An 18,207-nucleotide genomic window follows, 5' to 3' on the forward strand; every position below is an offset into this window, starting at 1 on the left:
GCCTCAGCGGATCTCGCCGAGCAGCTTGCTCTCGCCCGATTTGATGACGAAGTGACCGTAGCTCAGATTGGTCTGGTCGCCATTCTGGGCGAAACGGAAGTCCGACGCCGCGCCGGAATAGCGGAACGGCTTGCCCTCGCGCAGCGCCTTCAACGCCTCGGCAGGATCGCCGAGCGACGGGCCATCGCCATTCACGAGCGACGGAAATTCGCCGCCGAACTTGGTCGCATCGATGCTCTTCGCCTTCTCGATGGCGAGCGCTGTGAGCACGATCTGGTCGAACACCTGCGCGCCGAAGGTCATGATGGTGCCCTCCGGCTTGCCGATCTCCTTCAGGTAGCGGCTGTAGGCGGCCGACTTGCCGACCGGGACCTGCTGGGTCCAGATCACGCCCTCGGCGACATTGGCGCCGACATTCTTGACGAACTGGCCGTTGCTGCCAGCGGCGTTGCCGAACGCGTAGATCTTGCTCTCATAGCCGGAACGGAACGCCTCCTTGGCGATCGCGCTGAGCTCATTGATATAGGCGGCGACGAACACGGCATCGGGCTTCTTGGCGAAGACGCGTTCGACTTCGGTGCGGTAGGAGGGCTGACCGGCATTGAAGGACACCTCGTCCAGCACCTTGCCGCCGGCTTCGGTGAAGGCCTTGCGGAACGGCTGGATGGTGCTCTGGGTAAACGGCGTCTGCAGCACCAGGATCGAGGCCGACTTCACGCCGTCCTTCACCATCGCCTTGCTGAAGCCTTCGCCCCAGCTCTTGCCGTTGGTCTGGAAGCGCCAGACCAGATTTTTGTTGTCGCCATCGGTGATTTCGTCGGCCGAGCCGACCGTGCTCAGCAGCACGCCCCTTTCGAGCGCGATCGGCTTGATCGCGAGCGCCACCGCACTGCTCCAGACGCCGCCGATCGACACCACCTTGTCCACGTCGATCAGTTTGCGCGCAGCAGCGACGCCCGCGGTCGGCTGCGATTCATCGTCGGCAACGACGAGCTCAAGCTTGCGGCCGAGCACACCGCCGGCATCGTTGATGATCTTGACCGCGGCGCGCGCGGCCTGCTCCTCTTCCTGCCCGTATGGACCGCCAGTACCGGTCAAGGGCGCGAGCAAACCGATGCGGACCGGCCCCTCCTGCGCGGCGGCAATGGCGGGGCACGCAAGCGCTGCGGCCATGGCGAGCGATGCGGCCAACAGGGCACGGCGCGGGACGAAAGATTTCAGCACGGTCATCTCCAGGACATGACGCGGACAAAACGGGAAACATCTGCGATCCGCAGATGTCGGTCCATGCCTCGCGTTGAAGGGGTCAAAGGCCTGTTCGGAAACGCCCTCGACGGGCGCACGGCAATGCCGTCTCGCGGCCGTCCCTGCTTGTCAATACAGCTTTCTAAAGAAGATTTTCTCGGTTGCCAGCTCCACCAACGGAGAGAAAAAATTACACGAAATCCACTCCGATGGAAATGTTTTCCTCTGAGACGGCTTCACGGCTTTCCGCTTGCGCAGACGGTGGTGCCGGAGACCACCGCAGATCGAAGATCTGCACCATAGCAAGACAATCTCGCAAGCCGTGTCGCCGCGAAAGAACCTGCTGCCTCGAGATTGCGCATCCGCCGGCGATGAGCGTGCTCGACGCCGATCCGCTCACACGAGCGGCGATCTCATCGCTCGCAGCCGACCATCGACAGCTTTCGCTCAGCGATGGATCGAGCGATCCAGCGAACGCCTCGGCGCGCGGCGAATGCGTCACGGACGACACAGGTCAGCCGCGCCGGTCCCTGCCACAGCAAACGCCGCCGGTGCCTCTCCGCACGCGATGGTGTGTCGCCGCGTTCGCGTGAGATCGTCAGCGCCGGCATTGGTGTTGGAAAGCTCACGATGCCGCGAGCCGCAATCGCGCGCCCAAGTCGGGGCAAGACCGCAAACCCGTGCCGCTGACAATTCCACGATCCTGCCGATCGATCGCACGAAGACGATCGGCGCATCACCGCTGGCCGGATCATCGGCGTCGAAGGCGCGATGGGCCGCGCCCGCCAGCAGGCAGGTCGACAGACAACGGATGTGTGCGTGAGGTCTTAACGAATGGTGCCCAGGGGCGGAATCGAACCACCGACACTGCGATTTTCAGTCGCATGCTCTACCAACTGAGCTACCTGGGCATCCGGCCTCCGGCGAGCGCCGAAGGAAGGTGAGAGCGCCGGTTTATAGGGGCAGCGCGCGGCGCTGTCCAGCCGTCCCACGCAACCTTCTCGATCCATCCAAGGCCTTGTCGTCATTGACGGATTTTCCCCGGAGGAAAAAGCGCGCCCGGCGCCTCCACAGAATCGTCGCGCCGGATGCGCCGCCGAGACGGCCGGGCGGGCTCAATTCTCGATTCGGATCTTCGCCTCGGTGATCACCGGCCCCCATTTGTCCATCTCGCGCTTCAAGTGCTGCGCCAGTTCCTCAGGCGTCGATCCCGCCGGTTCCGCACCGAGGTCGAGCAGCCGCGGCTTCACCGACGGATGCTCCAGCGCCGCGCGGATGTCGGCATTGAGTTTGGCGACGATGTCCTTCGGCGTCTTCACAGGCACGAACAGGGCAAACCACGACGCCACATCGAACCCCGGCACGCCGGATTCGGCGATCGTCGGCAACTGCGGCAGCGCCGGAATCCGCTTCGCCGTCGTCGCCCCGAGCGCACGCACGCTGTTGGACTGCACATGCGGCAGGATCGAGGGCGCGTTGTCGAAGATCACATCGACACGGCCGGGAATCAGATCGTTCAGCGCCGGCGCCGCGCCGCGATAGGGAACGTGAGTCATCTCGAGCTTGGCCAGGCGCTTGAACAGTTCGCCGCCGAGATGCAGCGAGGTGCCGTTGCCGGACGAGGCGTAGCTGACCTTGCCGGGATTGGCCTTGCAATGGGCGATGAACTCCTGCACCGACTTCGCCGGCGACGAATTCGGCACGCACATGATGTTCGGCTGCAGGATCAATAGCGACACCGGCGCGAAGTCTGCGACTGGATCATAGCTCAGCGACGGATAGAGGAATTTGTTGGTCGCCTGCCCCGGACCGACGATGAACAGCGTGTAGCCGTCCGGATCCGAGCGCGCGGCGGCTTCCGCCCCGATATTGCCGCCTGCGCCCGGCTTGTTCTCGATCACCACGCCCTGGCCCCAAACCTCCTGCAGCCGGTTGCCGACCAGCCGCGCGGTCACGTCGGTCGCGCCGCCCGGCGGAAACGGCACGATCACCCGTACCGGCTTCGACGGCCAGGCCGCGCCGAACGCATGCGAGACGAGAACCGAGGGCGCGGCGAGCGAGGCCGCAGTGAGACCGATGACGTGACGGCGATTGAGCATTGGACGTTTCCCCGAATTCGCTGCGCGATGCCACCGCAGCGCTGATGATGATTCGCAGCCCGATTGATCGGGTCTTTGAAATCTTCTTGGAAACTTCTCGGCCGCGCGCAGGCGGCGCTCAGTTCTCGAGCCGGATATGCGCCTCCATGATGACCGGGCCCCAGCGCTCGATTTCCGATTTCAGATAGGCGCCGAGCGCCTGCGGCGTCGAGCCGATGATCTCGCAGCCGAGCTGCTGCAGCTTCGGCTTAACCGACTCGTGCGCGAGCGCGGCAATCGAATCCTTGTAGATCGCGTCCACCACGCCGGGCGGCGTCTTCGCCGGCACGAAGAAGGCGAACCATGACGCGACATCGAAGCCCGGCACGCCCTGCTCGATCAGCGTCGGCAGCTTCGGCGCAACCGCGATGCGCTTGGCCGTCGTCACCGCGAGCCCGCGCGCGTTGCCGGTCAGCACCTGCGGCAGGATCGAGACGACGTTGTCGAAGATGACGTCGATCACGCCACCAGGCAGAAAATCGTTCAGCGCCGGTTGTGAGCCGGCATACGGCACATGCTGCATGTGGACGCCGGTGATGTGGTTGAACAATTCGCCGCACAGATGCAACGTCGTGCCCGCGCCCGCCGATGCGTACCGCACCTGGCCCGGATTGGCCTTGCAGTAGGCGATGAACTCCTGCACCGAGCGGACCGGCGACGTGATCGGCACGGCCATCACGTTCGGCTGCTCCACCAGCTGCGTCACCGGCGCGAAGTCGGCAACCGGATCGTAGCGCAACGACGCGTACATGAACTTGTTGATCGCCTGCCCCGGACCGACGATGAAAATCGTCGAGCCGTCGGGCGCAGACTTCGCCACCTCTTCAGCCGCGGCGTTGCCGCCGGCGCCCGGAATGTTCTGCACCGTGACCGGCTGGCCCCAGACTTCCTGCAGTCGCGCGGCCATGACGCGCGCGATCAGGTCGGTCGCGCCGCCGGTGGTGAACGGAACGACGATGCGCACCGGCTTCGACGGCCAGGCGCCCGCATCAGCGCGCCGCGGCAGCAGCGCCGGCGCGGCCAGTGACGCGACCGCACCCAAAACGGTTCGGCGGTTGATCATGAAACGGTTGATCATGGGCATGTCCTCGCCGGCACGCGACGTGCCACGCCTGATTGTTCAGGTCTGTTGCGAAAAATTTTTGCCGAGGGCGCGCGAAAAATCAATGCTTGCGGAGCTCGCGGAACACGCACCATCCCGCACCGCCGCATCGGCGCGTGCAGCGCGCTCAACCGCCGGACGACTTGCCGTCCTCGTCCTCGTCGTCGCTCGCGGCCGGAATCGCGTAAGCGCCAGCAAGCCAGCGATGCAGGTCGATGTCCTTGCAGCGATCCGAACAGAACGGCCGGAACGCCGTCACTGCAGGCTTGCCGCAGATCGGACAGCGCTTGCCGCGTGGCGTGGCCTGATCTGCCATCATCACCTCCCGATCCGGATGACGCATTCTGCCGCAGCCCCGCGAACCCGGGACGCGCATCGATAACCATCGATCCGCCACCCGGTTTCACGGCAACGCGCCCCGACCATGCAGCCGGCCTCACAGGCCCCCGCCCGCATTGAGCCAGCCGAACCGGATCGGATAGCCCTCGCCGCCGAGCAGCGTCACGCTTTCGTAGAGCGGCAGGCCGACAACGTTGGTGTAGGAGCCGACCAGCTTCACCACGAATGATCCGGCGATGCCCTGCACCGCGTAACCGCCCGCCTTGCCGCGCCATTCCCCCGAGCCGATGTAGCCCTGGATGTCCTCGTTGGTCAGCCGCTTGAAGCGCACCCGCGTTTCGATCAGCCGCTGGCGGAAGCTCTCCTTCGGCGTGACGATGCAGATGCCGGTGTAGACGCGATGGTTGCGCCCCGACAGCAGCCGCAGGCACTGCTCGGCCTCGTTCACCAGTTCCGCCTTCGGCAGGATGCGCCGGCCGACCGCAACCACCGTGTCGGCGGCGAGGATGAAGGCCCCGCGCAGCTCGCCGTCGAGCTTGACGTTGCGCAGCGCCGCCTCCGCCTTCGCCCGCGCAAGCCGCGTGGCGCAGGCGCGCGGCAGCTCGCCGCGGATCGGCGTCTCGTCGACCTCTGCCGGGCGCAGCGCATCGGGCTCGATGCCGGCCTGGTTGAGCAGCGCGAGCCTGCGCGGCGAACCGGAGGCGAGAACGAGTTTGGGACGGCCAATCATGCAGGGATCAAGGCTCTGGTGCTGAAGTCCGGCAAGCGGAAGGAGCGGAACAGGTTTAGGGATGCGATACACAAATTGCGGCGATTTATGAAGCGTCTTATGCGGCTTTGTGGGGACCTCCTCGGGTGCACGGCTGGGTGGCCGGCAGACGACGTTTGGCAGGCGGTATCTGGCAGGCGGTGCTGCGCAAAACGCGGCGCGCGGTGGCACTGTCAACGTGGCGCGCGCCATCGCCCCTGTTGTTTGGTCGGCGCGGGGTGCGCCGCAATCTTTTGCCCGCGAGGTCCGCGGGGGCATGCCCCTCGCGACAGACGAGGGGTGCGGAGCGCCGCAAGGCGCAACCGTGATTTAGTCTCGCCATCTGGACGCCGGCCTTGCGAGGACCGGTGGCCGGACGGCGCAACGCCTTGCGGCGCTCCACCGCAGACAGGCTGGCGCGGCCGCGCTCACCCGTCCGCTTGCGGCGTTTGAGATGCCGAGGACCCGTGCTGTTCGGGAGCGGGAGACGCATCGCGCGCTGCGCGGCCGGTCAGGGCTCGCGCGAACACGTTCAGCGCTCCGGCGGCTTTCGCCGCCGTTGGACCGCTCCGTCCCACGCCGCAAGCGGCATCCGCCCATAGTGGCGGCGGACGGGGCAACCTCAGCCTCCCGGGACTCCGGCTGCGTGACCGGAGGCGCAGGCGCCGCATCCCGCTCCGCTTTCAAGACGCCTCTCAACAGCGCCCCTCGGTGAGCGGGATGCTCGGAATATCATCCTACTTAGGAATAATGTCAAGTCGCTCGGCAAACAAACCACTCGTGGCGGCACGCACGCCGAGGCGCTGCTGAGGTCCCATGCGTTTGCCCCACGGGCCTCATCCTTCGAGACGCGTGCCGCGCTCCTCAGGATGAGGATGAGGAGTAGCAACTGGTGACGCGGCCTGTCGACAACCCGGCCGTCATTCCGGGGCGCGAGCGAAACCCACGAGTTCGAAACAACGGCAGCAAGCTCGGTGGGCGCATCAACACATTTGTCGTCATTCCGGGGCGCGCGTAGCGCGAGCCCGGAATCCATATCCCCTGTGCCCGTGATGGCCTGCTGTGTCTGTTGCCTCTCTCCGCGAGAAGGAAACATCGCGCGCCGTTGCTTTGCTCGAGACCTACAAGCTGAGACGCGCCTGAAGGCGATGCGTGTGAAGGGCATGCGCGTCTGTGGTCTCATCAAGACCGGGGCTATGGATTCCGGGCTCGCGAGCTTTGCTCGCGCCCCGGAATGACGGCGGCGGGGTCGGAATGCTGCCCGGAATGACGGTGAGGTTGTGGAGGTGCAGCGACGTCACGCGCGCATCTCAAACAATCCGGACCGCTCACGCGAAACGGCGCCGACAGGTTGACGCCGGTTGGTGCCGGCCAACAAAGTCGTGGTAAGAAAGAGCGACACGCTCAGCCGTCATTCCGGGGCGCGCGTAGCGAGCCCGGAATGACGGCGGCGGGGTCGGAGTGCTGCGCCCCGGAATGACGGTGAGGTTGTGGAGGTGCAGCGACGTCACGCGCGCATCTCAAACAATCCGGGCCGCTCACGCGAAACGGCGCCGACAGGTTGACGCCGGTTGGTGCCGGCCAACAAAGTCGTGGTAAGAAAGAGCGGCACGCTCAGTCGTCATTCCGGGGCGCGCGTAGCGCGAGCCCGGAATCCATATCCCCTGTGTCTGCGATATCCCTGTGCCTGCGATGTACGTCTATCTCCTGGCGAGCAAAAAACACGGCACGCTGTATCTCGGCGTGACGAGCGATCTCGTCCGGCGGGGATATGAGCACAAGGCGGGCTATGCGGACGGTTTCAGCAAACGCTATGGCGTCAGCAAACTTGTCTGGTTTGAAATCTACGATGATGCGCCGACTGCCATCGCAAGAGAGAAAGAGCTCAAGAAATGGCGGCGCGATTGGAAGGTCCGGCTCATCGAGGAGAGCAACCCGAACTGGGACGATCTTTACCCAGGGATCGCAAGCTGAGGTGCGCCTGAAGGCGATGCGCGTGAAGGGCATGCGCGTCTGTGGTCTCATCAAGACCGGGGCTATGGATTCCGGGCTCGCGAGCTTTGCTCGCGCCCCGGAATGACGGCGGAGATTGTGGAAGCCTTGCACCTGAATCCTTGCGCCTGATGCTTTGCACCTGAATCCTTGCACTTGATCAGATCATCGCGCCGGGCATGAAGCAGCGGATCACGATCACGTCCGGATACTTGATCGGCCAGACCATGGTGCGACCGACCCGGTTCGGCGCCGTGATCACCGCGTCGTCGGGAATGTCGAGCCACTGCCCGTCGAGACGAACCCGATAATGCCCATCCTTGCTCTCCCAATCGACGTCCGAGACGGCAAAGCCGTCGGCATCGGAGCAGCACGGCCCGCGGCCGCTCGCCAGACTGTCGAACCACTTCTTCAGCTCGGGATTGGTGCCGGCATAGCGGCCATCATCACGCGCCAGCGCCATACCCACGCACAGCAACGAGACCGAAACCAGCGTCAAGGATCTGAGCATCATCGGTTTGACCTTTCCCCGCACGCGTTGACCTGCACGCCGCCGAGGAATCCGTCAGCGCAGCAACGCGGCGAACATCCCAACCGGAATGTAATAAGCAGGTCTCGTGCCAGTTCCCGCGCCCGCAGCGCTGCAGGGCTGCACAGCCGGAACGCAAGGCAGGAACTTGTCGGACAAGCTCCCGACAACGATACCGCCGCGGCCCGGCGGGGATGTGCCCGTCAACCCTACAAATATCTGAAATCGTTCCTATATCGAGGGTGCGCACCCACGCGCGATGCGGAGGGACTCATTTTGAGCAAGACACCTTTGAACGAGACATCGTTGCAGGAGACCTCTTTGAACTCTTTGAACAAGGCACCCGCCGGACGTTCGTCAAAAGAAAGTGTGACGGAGAAGCGCCTGCGCGCGGCGGCTGAGGGCAAGAGCGCCATGGCGGAGCGCGCCGCCCGCGAAGCCTTCGTTGCCCAGAACACCATTCGTCTGCGGGCGTTGCGACTGGCGAAGGAAGCGGCCGACCGCGCCGCACGGCTGGACAATCCACCGCCGGCCAAACCCGCAAAGCGCGCCGCCAAAGGCTAAAGCCGAAGCATCAAGAAGCGCATGCGAAAAACCCCGCCGGGCCCGGCGGGGTTTTGTGTATCGACAACGATGTCAGTCGATCGCTGAGATGCGCCCGCGCCGATCAGGCCAGGGCGAGATTCTCGGCGCTCGTTTTTCCGCGCATTTTGTCGGTCTTCAGATCGTAGGACACCTTCTGTCCTTCGCCGAGCCCGTTCAGGCCCGCGCGCTCAACCGCGCTGATATGCACGAACACGTCGGCCCCGCCGTCCACCGGCTGAATGAAACCGAAACCCTTGGTGGCATTGAACCACTTGACGATACCTGTCGCCATTTTGCTCACTCTCCTGACGCGATGCGTCTTCACCCCTGCACGACTTCCGCGCAGGTTCCCATTCAATCTCAGCGATGTCTCGGGAACGGGCCTTCAGGCGCAATCAACAAGGCAGAGCTAACAAATCGAATACCAAGGCCGTATCGCGCCGGGCCGGAAAACGCAAGGCATTTGGGCGGGCCTCGGCCGAATGCCGGAACAACGGCGGCGGTCCGCCGCAATGCGGCTGCTGTCATCCTGGTATCGTCTTCCGACCACAATCCTGCCAGCCGGGTCAGGCAGGGTGGGTGAATCCACGTTCCATCGATTGCTCCGCCCGCCCTTCCCGGCTACAAGCACGCTCATGTCCCATACCTATTCCATCGACGACGAAGTCCACCACCAGAGCCGCGGACCGCAAGGCCGCACCGGCGGCGGCAGCGAGCCCGAGGTCTATACCATCGTCCGGTGCATGCCGATCGAAGCCGACGGCCGGCTGCGCTATCGGATCAAGAGCAAGACCGGAAACATCGAGCGGATCGTAACGGAAGACCAACTCAGCCGGCTGGTGTAACCGATGTCCAAGCAAGCGATGCGCGAAGAGACCGAACGCCTGATCCGCGAGGCGCTCGAGAAGAAGACCGTCGCCATCAAGCAGGGCAAAACCCGGATCGAGACCAAGTGCGGCAAGTGCGGCGCGCCGAACCGGGTCGCCGCGGAGCGCGGCGAGACGCGGGTGAAATTCACCTGCAAGGAATGCGGCCAGGCCCAGCATACGCTGTAACCACCGGCGTCAGCGTATCGCCCTGCCGGCCGACGATTATCGGTCTTGTCGGAAGCGCGTTATAGGAGCGCGGCGCACTACGCCCCGCCGCGGGCGCCGCCCCCGAAGCGATGGCGGATGCGCTCCATCAATCCATCGCGCACGGCGCGGTAGGCCTCCATCTGCTGCTCGCGCGAGCCGTCGAGGCCGACCGGATCGGGCGTCGGCCAGTATTCGACGTCGGCCGCGAGCGTGCGCGTCAGCTCCAGCGCCTTGTGATGCGCCTCCGGCGACAGCGTGACGATCAGGTCGAAATTCATCCCCTCCCAGTCCTCCAGCTCCTCGAACGTCATCGGCCGATGCCGGGCGATGTCGCGGCCGATCTCCTCCATCACCGCGACGGCGAAGGGATCGAGCTCGCCCTTTCGCACGCCGGCGGAGGCGGCGTAGATCGCCGGAAACATCGAGCGCATCAACGCCGACGCCATCGGCGAGCGCACGCTGTTCAGGCCACAGGCGAACAGCACCGCTTGCGGATGTTTCGCGCGCGACGGCATGTCGTCTATCTTGTCGTGCTTGCGCATACGCCGACCATCGCCGTCATTCCGGAAGCCGCGCCAGCGGCTGTCCGGAATCCATACTCCCTGCTTTCATGAAGACAGGGGGTATGGATTCCGGGCTCGCTTCGCGCCCCGGAATGACGAGAAGCGAAAGGCAATGCCGTGACGCTTCTGCGCATGCCCTGATCCGAAAACCGGTACCCACTTTTCGGGGGCATGGTTTCTGGGCGCATGCCCTGATCCGAAAACCGGTACCCACTTTTCGGGGGCATGCGCTTACCCCTTCCAGTGCAGCACCGAGATCAAGGTGAACAGGCGGCGCGCGGTCTCGAAGTCGATCCGGACCTTGCCGTCGAGGCGCTCCATCAGCGTGCGCGAGCCTTCGTCGTGAATGCCGCGGCGGCCCATGTCGAGCGCCTCGATGCGATCCGGCGTCGCGGTGCGGATCGCCTGGTAGTAGCTGTCGCAGATCATGAAGTAATCCTTCACGATGCGGCGGAACGGCGTCAGCGACATCAGATGCACGATCACAGGCTGGCCATCCTGGCGGCGGATGTCGAACATCAGCCGGTTGCCGGTGATGCCGATACGCAGCGTGAAGGGTCCGACGTGATCGCCCTCGGGCTGGAACAGGTTCTGCTCGATCAGGTCGTAGATCGCGATCGCGCGCTCGTGTTCGATGTCCGGCCCGGAGCGGCCGATCGACTCCTCGTCGAGCGTCACCGCGACGATGCGGCTGGTGCTGTCCTGCTTATGCGGGGGCTTGCTCATTGCATGTTGAGACGCAGCGACACCGAGCGCGCATGCGCCTGAAGTCCTTCCGCCTGGCCGAGCGCAATGGCCGCAGGGCCGAGCGCGCGCAGCTGATCCGCCCCGCACTTCAGGATCGAAGTACGCTTCATGAAATCCAACACGCCGAGCCCCGAGGAGAAGCGGGCCGAGCGCGCGGTCGGCAGCACATGGTTGGTGCCGCCGACATAGTCACCGATCGCCTCCGGCGTGTGGCCGCCGAGGAAGATCGCGCCCGCGTTGCGGATCTTGGCCGCCAGCGCCTCCGGCGCGGCGGTCATGATCTCCAGATGCTCGGCGGCGATGCGATCGGCAAGCTGCGCCGCCTCGTCCATGCCGGCGACGCGGATAATGGCGCCGAAGCCGTCCCAGGCGGCGGTCGCGATCTCCTTGCGCGGCAGCGTCGCGAGCTGGCCGGCGACCGCGCCCACGACGCTTTCGGCGAGTTCGTCGCTGTCGGTGATCAGGATTGCCTGCGCCGCGGTATCGTGCTCGGCCTGCGCCAGCAGGTCGGCGGCAATCCATTCGGCGTTCGCGGTCTTGTCGGCGATGATCAGCACCTCGGAGGGGCCGGCGATCATGTCGATGCCGACCTTGCCAAAGACGATTCGCTTGGCGGCAGCGACATAGGCATTGCCCGGACCGACGATCTTCGCCACCGGCTTGATGCTCGCGGTGCCGTAGGCAAGGGCGGCAATCGCTTGCGCACCGCCAACGCGGTAAATCTCGGACACGCCGCCCAGATGGGCCGCCGCCAGCACCAACGGGTTGAGCTTGCCGTCTGGCGCAGGCACCACCATGACGACGCGCGGCACGCCGGCGACCCCGGCCGGCACCGCGTTCATCAGCACCGACGACGGATAGGCGGCGGTGCCGCCCGGCACATACAACCCGACCGCCTCGATCGGCGTCCAACGATGGCCGAGCTCGACCCCGAGCGCGTCGGTGATGCGATCGTCCTTCGGCAACTGCCGGCGGTGGAAATCCTGGATGCGGTCGCGCGCCAGCGTCAGCGCGTCCAGCGTCGCCCGGTCGCAGCCGGTGACGGCAGCGGCGATCTCGGCGGCCGGCACCCGTACGGTGTCCGCCGTCAGCGCCAGCCGGTCGAACTTTTCGGTCGCCGCGAACAGCGCGGCATCGCCGCGCGCCATCACGTCGGCGACAATCGCCCGCACGGCCGTATCGACATCCTCGGAGACCTCGCGCTTGAGGCCCAGGAAGTCTTCGAAACGGCTTGGGAAATCCGCTGCGCGGCTGTCGAGACGGATCGGCATGCGTTCAAGGTCCGGGGAAATTCGGCTCACCGCTCAATGGCGTGCGCGGGAAACGGCGTCAACCCTCTCAACGTCACATGCGGCATCGGCCACGCATGCAGGAGCCGGGCCAGAGCGGACCGCATCCGGACCCAAGTCTGCCGCACCGGGCGCTGCGCCGCGAGCGAGCAGCCGCGCACGGCGCGCAGACCGGGAACCGGCGCATACCTATGATCGTTCTGCTCCCGGGTATCGCCCGGCGCGGTCTTCTGCGCCAGAAGGCGGAGATGCGGGAGGAACCGATGAAGCGGCTGTCGGCGGCAGCCTTGACGCTGGCCATCCTCGTGCCAGCCCTCTTGGTGCTGGCGATGCCGGCGCCCACTCGGGCGCAGACCGCAGCCCTCGCGCCCGACGACGCCGCGCAACTGGCGCAGCAGCAACAGCGCGGCCGCGGCCGGCCCGATCGCGAGGCAATGCGCGCAGCCGATACCATCGCCGAAGCGGCGGCAACCTACCGGCATGTGATCGAGATGGCGCTGCGCGGGCAGATCGCTCCGGTGCAGGCGGGCGTGACCGAGGCGCATCGGATGCAGCCGCGGCTGCGGCCACTGCTCGACGACAAGGCCAATACGGCCCTCGACAGCGCCGGCAACGCGATGGATACCGCGCTCGCCAAGGAAGACCTGACCGCGACCGGGCTAGCCGCCGCCGAGGCCTTCAAGACCGTGGTGACGTCGATCGATCCGCAGATGCGCCGCATGCCGTCCGATGTGGCGCTGCTGCATTACACCGCGTTGCGGCTCGCGGTGCTCGTGTCCGCCACGGAGATCGACTGGGCGGCGGTGCGCGCCACCGCCAAGGACGCGGAGAAAGCGTGGATCGGCACCCGCCGCACCCTTCGCGACGGCAACCTGCGCGTGCTGCTCTCCGAAATCCAGAGCGGGCTGCGCGACGCGGCCGCGCGCAACGACGCCGCCGGCGTGAAATTCGCCGCCACCCTGCAGATCCAATCGATCGCGGTGCTGCAGGACTTCTTCACCCGGATGGCGCAGGCGATGGGCCGCGCGCGGCGCTAAGATATAGGTTCTCTTCGCGCATCGGCTTATCCGAGAACCGGTGTCCACTTTTCGGGCCGATGTGTTTTCCTCGCGCATCGGCTTATCCGAAAACCGGTGTCCACTTTTCGGGCCGATGCGTTTTCCTTGCGCATCGGCTTATCCGAAAACCGGTGTCCACTTTTCGGGCCGATGCGTTTTCCTCGCGCATCGGCTTGTCCGAAAACCGGTGCTCACTTTTCGAGCCGATGCGTTAACCGCTGATGCGCTCGATGTCGGCGCCGCAGGCGGACAGCTTCTCCTCCAGCCGCTCGAAGCCGCGGTCGAGGTGATAGATGCGGTTGACCATGGTCTCGCCTTCCGCAGCCAACGCCGCGATCACCAGCGACACCGAGGCGCGCAGGTCGGTCGCCATCACCGGCGCGCCGCGCAGCCGGTCGGTGCCCTCGATCATCGCCGTCTCGCCATCGAGGGCGATGCGCGCGCCGAACCGGGCCAGCTCCTGCACATGCATGAAGCGGTTCTCGAAGATCGTCTCGGTGATGCGCGACTTGCCCTTGGCGCGGGTCATCAGCGCCATCAGCTGTGCCTGCAGGTCGGTCGGGAAGCCGGGGAACGGCGCCGTGGTCACGGTCACCGGACTGATACCGGCGCCGTTGCGGGCGACGCGGATGCCTTCGTTGTTCGGCGTGACGGTCACGCCCGCCTGCACCAGCACATCGAGCGCCGACTGCAACAGCTCAGGCCGCGCGCCGGACAGCAGCACGTCGCCGCCGGTCATCGCCACCGCCATCGCATAGGTGCCGGTCTCGATCCGGTCCGGCAGCACGGTGTGACGCGCGCCGTGCAGCTTCGCCACGCCTTCGATGACGATGCGCGAGGTGCCCGCGCCGGAAATCTTCGCGCCCATCTTGTTCAGGCAGTCGGCGACATCGACGATCTCCGGCTCGCGCGCGGCGTTCTCGATAATCGTCGTGCCCTTGGCGAGCGTCGCCGCCATCATCGCGACGTGGGTGCCGCTGACAGTGACCTTGGGAAATTCGACGACGGCACCCTTCAAGCCTTGCGGCGCCTTGCAGATGACATAGCCGCCATCGATCTGGATCGACGCGCCGAGCTTCTCCAGCGCCATGATCAGAAGGTCCACCGGACGCGTGCCGATGGCGCAGCCGCCCGGCAACGACACGGTTGCCTCGCCCATGCGGGCGATCAGCGGCGCGATCACCCAGAAGCTCGCGCGCATTTTCGAGACCAGTTCGTACGGCGCCTTGGTGTCGATGATGGTCTTGGCCGAGATGTGCAGGGTCTGGCCCTGATACTCGCTGTCGCCAGGGCGCTTGCCGCTGGTCATGATATCGACGCCGTGGTTGCCGAGGATCCGCTGCAACTGCGCGACATCCGCAAGCCGCGGCACGTTGTCGAGGATCAGGGTCTCGTCGGTCAGGAGCGCCGCCGTCATCAGCGGCAATGCGGCGTTCTTCGCACCGGAGATCACGATGGTCCCGTTCAGCTGGTTGCCGCCGGAGATGCGAATACGGTCCATGATGCCCCCAAAAATCTGCGCCAGAGCAAACCTGGACGTCCCGCACCGGGAGGTCCAGACGAGCCTGCTTGTCTACACGACAGGCGTTGCGAAAGCCTTAGAGCCCTTCTGCTGCCGATGGAATCGGAACCGGCGCTCTGACATGTGTTTTGACGCGTTTTCTTGATGAAAAACGCACCGAGCGCCGAGGGAGCGGACGAACGCCCTTCACGGCCCTTGATCTTTGGCCCGATCCGCCCCGGTTCCCCGCGAGCCGCAGATCACGCCTCAGACCCGAGGAGAGGGTTCCCGGGCAATACGGCGAAAAAAGGGTTAACGCCTCTCAGGCTGCCGGCCCGCCGCGCAGCGGATGGCCTCCGCCAGCAGCGGGCACCTGGCCGGGCGCGGCTCAGACCTTCTTGACCGTGTTCAGCGTCACGGCGGCGCGAATGAGCGCAGTCAGCGCCTTTTCATTAATCGTCTCGCCCTCATGGATATCGATGGCGCGGCGGGTGTTACCCTCGAGGCTGGCATTGAACAAGCCTGTCGGGTCCGGCAGCGACGCGCCTTTGGCGAACGTCAGCTTCACCGCGCCCTTGTAGGTCTCGCCGGTGCAAATGATCCCCGCATGCGACCAGACCGGGATGCCGCGCCACTTCCATTCCTCGACCACGTCCGGATCGGCCCGCCGGATGATGGCGCGGACGCGCGCCAGTGTCTCGCCGCGCCAGTCCGCAAGCGCCGCGATCCGCGCATCGATCAGCGCCGATGCGGACTGTCCGCCCGTCGCCTTCGCAGCGCTAACCTTTGTCTTTGCCTTGGCGCCGCTTGCCTTCGCGCCGCTCGCCCTCGTGGTCGCAGCTTTCGTCATGGCCGTCCTGTCTCGTCTTCGCGCGCTCACATCCGCTCGCCGGGCAGGCGGCTCGCCTGCTTCACCCAGGCCGCGAACTGCGCTTCGTCGAACACGTCGTCTTCGTAAATGTCGAGATAGCGCACGTCCTTCTGCTTCGACGTGCCGGGCGGAACGGGACTGAGCTGCGCGCCGCGGAAGAACGCCACTTTGACGTACTTGGCGAAGCAGTGAAAGGAGAGGAACCAGCCTTCACCATCCACGCCATAGAACGGCGAATTCCACTTCACCGCCTTGCGCACGGTCGGGAGCGCACGCACGATCACCGCATCAAGACGGCGGCCGAGATCGCGCTTCCAGCCCGGCATCGCCGCGATATAGGCCTGCACCGGCGCGTCGCCGTCACCCTTGGCGATCTGCGGATTGCCGCCGGAGAGCAGCACCGGCGCGGCAGACGCAGGCTTCACCTCGGTCTTCTTTCCAGCAACTTTGCCAGCTCCCTTGGTGGAAACCTTCGGTGTCTTGCCTGCCATCGCGCGCCCCTAACCGCCCCGATGCCGCGCGCCGCGCCACGCGGCGGCATACGGCAGCACGAACATGTAGAGCCCCGTGAGCAGCAGCAGCACCAGCGGCGCCAGCGCCAGCAGACCGACCCAGAAGGGAGGCTCGCCCCGCGCCATCGCGACGACGTTGGCGATCACCGCCAGGGTGAAGGCGATCGACAACCAGCGATGCACTTGCCGAATCCATGGGGTCCAGGTCAACCGAGCCTCCTTGCTCGTTTCTCGTTCTCACCGCTTGCCGACACGCAACGCGCCAGCGCTCATTCCGTTCGCGCCAGCAACGCGTCGAGCTTGACGAGGAACTGCTGCCAACCGGCCTTCGCGCCGCCGAACGCCTGCTTCTGCGTTGGCCGGAAGCCCGACTGCTCCATGCGCAGATGCGTGCCGGTCCGCGTCGGCGTCAGCGTGAAGGTGACCACGCTCTGCAAATCGTAAGCCGCGTCGGCGTGGGTGAAATTCCATGTGTAGGCCAGCGTCTTGTGCGGCTCGATGGCCAGCACCTCGCAATCGAGCACGCCGCCCCACTCGCCGCGCAGGTTGAAGCGGTGGCCGACCGCCGGCTTGAAGTCGTTCTGCATCAGCCACGCCTCGATCAGATGCGGCTGCGTCAGCGCCCGCCAAAGCTTCTCCGGCGGATGAGCAAACTCACGCTCGACCACGACGGCGCGGGTTTCGGTCGAAGCTTCGATCATTGATCCATCCTCTTCAGCAGATCCTCGAGATCGTCGAACCGGCTCTCCCAGAAACCGGCCATCCGGGTCGTCCAATCGATCAGCGGCGCCAGGGCGCCAAGATGTGCGCTGTAATGGGTCTGGCGGCCCTCATGACGGTCGCGCACCAGGCCGGCCTGCTTCAGCACGCCGAGATGCTTCGACACCGCTGGCTGCGAGACCCCGGCCTGCGCCGTCAGCGCACCGACGGTCTGCTCGCCCCCGCGGCACAGCCGCTCGAAGATCGCCCGCCGAGTCGGATCGGCGAGCGTCCTGAACAGCCGATCGTGGGCCTCCGTCGTCATAAAGGGTGCTCTGCTTCGGTTTCATCCACCCACATCAATAACTAGCGGGTTATTGATTGACGTATAACCCTGGAGTTATCGGTTCGTCAAGCTGTCGGACCACGGGATCCGTCCATCCGCCTCAGTCGCGCTCCGGCACCGCCACCCCGGCGGCTTCCGCCGCAGCATCGCGGGCTTCCTGGCTTGCCCCTTGGCTGGCGCGGCCCCGAATCTGCTGCTTGCGCCGCTTCAGGTTTTCCCGCAGCGCCTGACCCAGCCGCTGGCGACGATCGGATTGTGCCGGGGGCTTGGGAGCCGCGTTTGCAGCTGACGTGCGGGCCGGCGCAGCGCCAGCGGCGGGGCGGTTCGTGTCGTCCGGCTCAAGCACCTTGCCCATCAGCGGCGAGTCGCCGCGCGCCAGCGCATCGTCGCGGTCGGTGTAGCCCGCCGCGAGATAGAAATCATGGGCGGTCAGCGTGGAGGTCAGCGTCACCTCCCGGCAGCCGTTGCGCCGCGCCACCGCCTCCAACGCCCGCAGCATCGCCCGGCTGACGCCGCGGAAGCGCGCATCCGGCGAGACATAGTTCAGCATGATGGCACCGGAGCGCTTGATGCAGCCGGCGGCGAGCACGCGCTCCCCCGCCACCGCCACCAGCAGGCAGTTCTCCGGATCGGCGATCCAGCCCGCCACGATCTCCGGCTGCTTGTTGGCCAGCCACTCATCGAGCCAGTCCGGATTGTTCTGGTGGTCGGCGACGCACAGTTCGGTGATGGACCGGCGCAGCACGGCACAAATCGCCGCCGCCTCCTCCAGCCGCGCCGGGCGGATGATGAAGGTGGCCGGATTGCCGGACGTGTCGGTCTGTTCCATGATCGGCGTCATGCGGCGTTAGATAGGATATCTGGCCG

Annotated in this window: 22 protein-coding genes and 1 tRNA gene; 5 read left to right on the forward strand and 18 right to left on the reverse strand. The window is 65.7% G+C overall.

The window, feature by feature from the left end; translation table 11 throughout:
• Positions 1-3: 3 nt before the first annotated feature.
• From X566_RS05325 to X566_RS05355, 6 genes are all read right to left on the reverse strand, one after another.
• Positions 4-1,224, reverse strand: a complete 1,221-nt coding sequence (locus X566_RS05325; protein ID WP_206538689.1) for an ABC transporter substrate-binding protein — start codon at positions 1,222-1,224, stop codon at positions 4-6.
• A gap of 856 nt (positions 1,225-2,080) precedes the next feature.
• Positions 2,081-2,156 (reverse strand) — tRNA-Phe (locus X566_RS05335).
• Positions 2,157-2,360: 204 nt separating this feature from the next.
• Complete coding sequence (locus X566_RS05340; RefSeq protein WP_034464147.1) at positions 2,361-3,344, reverse strand: tripartite tricarboxylate transporter substrate binding protein; 984 nt, start codon at positions 3,342-3,344, stop codon at positions 2,361-2,363.
• A gap of 118 nt (positions 3,345-3,462) precedes the next feature.
• Positions 3,463-4,461: a tripartite tricarboxylate transporter substrate binding protein gene (locus X566_RS05345; RefSeq protein WP_160170449.1), complete on the reverse strand. Its 999-nt coding sequence runs from the start codon at positions 4,459-4,461 to the stop codon at positions 3,463-3,465.
• Between the two features lie 151 nt (positions 4,462-4,612).
• Entirely contained in the window at positions 4,613-4,804 is a 192-nt protein-coding gene (yacG, locus tag X566_RS05350) for a DNA gyrase inhibitor YacG (RefSeq protein ID WP_034467962.1), read from the reverse strand.
• A gap of 117 nt (positions 4,805-4,921) precedes the next feature.
• Positions 4,922-5,554, reverse strand: a complete 633-nt coding sequence (locus tag X566_RS05355; RefSeq protein WP_034464148.1) for a Maf-like protein — start codon at positions 5,552-5,554, stop codon at positions 4,922-4,924.
• Positions 5,555-7,264: 1,710 nt separating this feature from the next.
• Between X566_RS05355 and X566_RS05360 the strand changes: the two genes are divergently transcribed.
• Positions 7,265-7,546 carry a GIY-YIG nuclease family protein gene (locus X566_RS05360; protein ID WP_034464149.1) on the forward strand — a complete coding sequence of 94 codons (282 nt, stop codon included), beginning with the start codon at positions 7,265-7,267 and terminating at the stop codon, positions 7,544-7,546.
• A gap of 178 nt (positions 7,547-7,724) precedes the next feature.
• Here the strand turns inward: X566_RS05360 and X566_RS05365 are convergent, their stop codons facing one another.
• Positions 7,725-8,078 (reverse strand): hypothetical protein, encoded by a 354-nt coding sequence (locus tag X566_RS05365; protein WP_034467965.1) that lies wholly within the window; start codon positions 8,076-8,078, stop codon positions 7,725-7,727.
• Between the two features lie 384 nt (positions 8,079-8,462).
• Between X566_RS05365 and X566_RS05370 the strand changes: the two genes are divergently transcribed.
• A complete protein-coding gene (locus X566_RS05370; RefSeq protein ID WP_244434683.1) occupies positions 8,463-8,657 on the forward strand; it encodes a hypothetical protein in 195 nt (64 codons plus the stop codon).
• A 103-nt stretch (positions 8,658-8,760) separates the two neighbouring features.
• Here the strand turns inward: X566_RS05370 and X566_RS05375 are convergent, their stop codons facing one another.
• Positions 8,761-8,970, reverse strand: coding sequence for a cold-shock protein (locus X566_RS05375; protein WP_034464150.1), 210 nt, complete (start codon positions 8,968-8,970; stop codon positions 8,761-8,763).
• 343 nt (positions 8,971-9,313) lie between these two features.
• Here X566_RS05375 and X566_RS05380 point away from each other — a divergent pair, with 343 nt between their 5' ends.
• Positions 9,314-9,523, forward strand: coding sequence for a hypothetical protein (locus tag X566_RS05380; protein WP_034464160.1), 210 nt, complete (start codon positions 9,314-9,316; stop codon positions 9,521-9,523).
• A gap of 3 nt (positions 9,524-9,526) precedes the next feature.
• A complete protein-coding gene (locus X566_RS05385) occupies positions 9,527-9,733 on the forward strand; it encodes a hypothetical protein (protein WP_034464162.1) in 207 nt (68 codons plus the stop codon).
• Positions 9,734-9,810: 77 nt separating this feature from the next.
• Here X566_RS05385 and X566_RS05390 read toward each other — a convergent pair whose 3' ends face one another.
• From X566_RS05390 to hisD, 3 genes are all read right to left on the reverse strand, one after another.
• Positions 9,811-10,269 (reverse strand): ArsC family transcriptional regulator, encoded by a 459-nt coding sequence (locus tag X566_RS05390; protein ID WP_034467969.1) that lies wholly within the window; start codon positions 10,267-10,269, stop codon positions 9,811-9,813.
• Positions 10,270-10,548: 279 nt separating this feature from the next.
• Positions 10,549-11,043, reverse strand: a complete 495-nt coding sequence (locus X566_RS05395) for a UPF0262 family protein (RefSeq protein ID WP_034464163.1) — start codon at positions 11,041-11,043, stop codon at positions 10,549-10,551.
• Complete coding sequence (gene hisD, locus X566_RS05400) at positions 11,040-12,335, reverse strand: histidinol dehydrogenase (protein WP_034464165.1); 1,296 nt, start codon at positions 12,333-12,335, stop codon at positions 11,040-11,042. Before hisD ends, X566_RS05395 begins: the two co-directional genes overlap by 4 nt.
• 95 nt (positions 12,336-12,430) lie before the next feature.
• On the opposite strand from hisD, the gene X566_RS05405 reads away from it, so the two are divergent.
• Positions 12,431-13,390, forward strand: coding sequence for a hypothetical protein (locus X566_RS05405; RefSeq protein ID WP_034464167.1), 960 nt, complete (start codon positions 12,431-12,433; stop codon positions 13,388-13,390).
• A gap of 232 nt (positions 13,391-13,622) precedes the next feature.
• Here X566_RS05405 and murA read toward each other — a convergent pair whose 3' ends face one another.
• The 7 genes from murA to X566_RS23850 all read right to left on the reverse strand — a co-directional run bounded on the left by murA (position 13,623) and on the right by X566_RS23850 (position 18,169).
• The gene (gene murA / locus X566_RS05410; protein WP_034464170.1) at positions 13,623-14,912 is read right to left on the reverse strand and encodes a UDP-N-acetylglucosamine 1-carboxyvinyltransferase; all 1,290 of its coding nucleotides are present in this window, start codon (positions 14,910-14,912) and stop codon (positions 13,623-13,625) included.
• A 388-nt stretch (positions 14,913-15,300) separates the two neighbouring features.
• The gene (locus X566_RS05415; RefSeq protein WP_034464173.1) at positions 15,301-15,762 is read right to left on the reverse strand and encodes a DUF1801 domain-containing protein; all 462 of its coding nucleotides are present in this window, start codon (positions 15,760-15,762) and stop codon (positions 15,301-15,303) included.
• A gap of 26 nt (positions 15,763-15,788) precedes the next feature.
• Entirely contained in the window at positions 15,789-16,274 is a 486-nt protein-coding gene (locus tag X566_RS05420) for a DUF1801 domain-containing protein (RefSeq protein WP_034464176.1), read from the reverse strand.
• A 9-nt stretch (positions 16,275-16,283) separates the two neighbouring features.
• Positions 16,284-16,505, reverse strand: a complete 222-nt coding sequence (locus X566_RS05425) for a hypothetical protein (protein ID WP_034464179.1) — start codon at positions 16,503-16,505, stop codon at positions 16,284-16,286.
• Positions 16,506-16,564: 59 nt separating this feature from the next.
• Positions 16,565-16,996, reverse strand: a complete 432-nt coding sequence (locus X566_RS05430; RefSeq protein WP_034464182.1) for an SRPBCC domain-containing protein — start codon at positions 16,994-16,996, stop codon at positions 16,565-16,567.
• Positions 16,993-17,319, reverse strand: a complete 327-nt coding sequence (locus tag X566_RS05435) for a helix-turn-helix transcriptional regulator (RefSeq protein ID WP_034464184.1) — start codon at positions 17,317-17,319, stop codon at positions 16,993-16,995. The genes X566_RS05430 and X566_RS05435 overlap by 4 nt, the downstream gene beginning before the upstream one ends.
• 121 nt (positions 17,320-17,440) lie before the next feature.
• The gene (locus X566_RS23850) at positions 17,441-18,169 is read right to left on the reverse strand and encodes a GNAT family N-acetyltransferase (protein WP_160170450.1); all 729 of its coding nucleotides are present in this window, start codon (positions 18,167-18,169) and stop codon (positions 17,441-17,443) included.
• Positions 18,170-18,207 lie beyond the last annotated feature (38 nt).

The sequence above is a fragment of the Afipia sp. P52-10 genome (genome assembly GCF_000516555.1).
Lineage (GTDB): Bacteria > Pseudomonadota > Alphaproteobacteria > Rhizobiales > Xanthobacteraceae > P52-10.

Excerpts from the sequence above, each read along its gene's own strand:
- X566_RS05340 (WP_034464147.1), bottom strand. The coding sequence starts at position 3,344 with ATGCTCAATCGCCGTCACGTCATCGGTCTCACTGCGGCCTCGCTCGCC.
- X566_RS05345 (WP_160170449.1), bottom strand. The coding sequence starts at position 4,461 with ATGATCAACCGTTTCATGATCAACCGCCGAACCGTTTTGGGTGCGGTC.
- yacG (WP_034467962.1), bottom strand. The coding sequence starts at position 4,804 with ATGATGGCAGATCAGGCCACGCCACGCGGCAAGCGCTGTCCGATCTGC.
- X566_RS05355 (WP_034464148.1), bottom strand. The coding sequence starts at position 5,554 with ATGATTGGCCGTCCCAAACTCGTTCTCGCCTCCGGTTCGCCGCGCAGG.
- X566_RS05360 (WP_034464149.1), top strand. The coding sequence starts at position 7,265 with ATGTACGTCTATCTCCTGGCGAGCAAAAAACACGGCACGCTGTATCTC.
- X566_RS05365 (WP_034467965.1), bottom strand. The coding sequence starts at position 8,078 with ATGATGCTCAGATCCTTGACGCTGGTTTCGGTCTCGTTGCTGTGCGTG.
- X566_RS05375 (WP_034464150.1), bottom strand. The coding sequence starts at position 8,970 with ATGGCGACAGGTATCGTCAAGTGGTTCAATGCCACCAAGGGTTTCGGT.
- X566_RS05380 (WP_034464160.1), top strand. The coding sequence starts at position 9,314 with ATGTCCCATACCTATTCCATCGACGACGAAGTCCACCACCAGAGCCGC.
- X566_RS05385 (WP_034464162.1), top strand. The coding sequence starts at position 9,527 with ATGTCCAAGCAAGCGATGCGCGAAGAGACCGAACGCCTGATCCGCGAG.
- X566_RS05390 (WP_034467969.1), bottom strand. The coding sequence starts at position 10,269 with ATGCCGTCGCGCGCGAAACATCCGCAAGCGGTGCTGTTCGCCTGTGGC.
- X566_RS05395 (WP_034464163.1), bottom strand. The coding sequence starts at position 11,043 with ATGAGCAAGCCCCCGCATAAGCAGGACAGCACCAGCCGCATCGTCGCG.
- hisD (WP_034464165.1), bottom strand. The coding sequence starts at position 12,335 with ATGCCGATCCGTCTCGACAGCCGCGCAGCGGATTTCCCAAGCCGTTTC.
- X566_RS05405 (WP_034464167.1), top strand. The coding sequence starts at position 12,431 with ATGCAGGAGCCGGGCCAGAGCGGACCGCATCCGGACCCAAGTCTGCCG.
- murA (WP_034464170.1), bottom strand. The coding sequence starts at position 14,912 with ATGGACCGTATTCGCATCTCCGGCGGCAACCAGCTGAACGGGACCATC.
- X566_RS05415 (WP_034464173.1), bottom strand. The coding sequence starts at position 15,762 with ATGACGAAAGCTGCGACCACGAGGGCGAGCGGCGCGAAGGCAAGCGGC.
- X566_RS05420 (WP_034464176.1), bottom strand. The coding sequence starts at position 16,274 with ATGGCAGGCAAGACACCGAAGGTTTCCACCAAGGGAGCTGGCAAAGTT.
- X566_RS05430 (WP_034464182.1), bottom strand. The coding sequence starts at position 16,996 with ATGATCGAAGCTTCGACCGAAACCCGCGCCGTCGTGGTCGAGCGTGAG.
- X566_RS05435 (WP_034464184.1), bottom strand. The coding sequence starts at position 17,319 with ATGACGACGGAGGCCCACGATCGGCTGTTCAGGACGCTCGCCGATCCG.
- X566_RS23850 (WP_160170450.1), bottom strand. The coding sequence starts at position 18,169 with ATGGAACAGACCGACACGTCCGGCAATCCGGCCACCTTCATCATCCGC.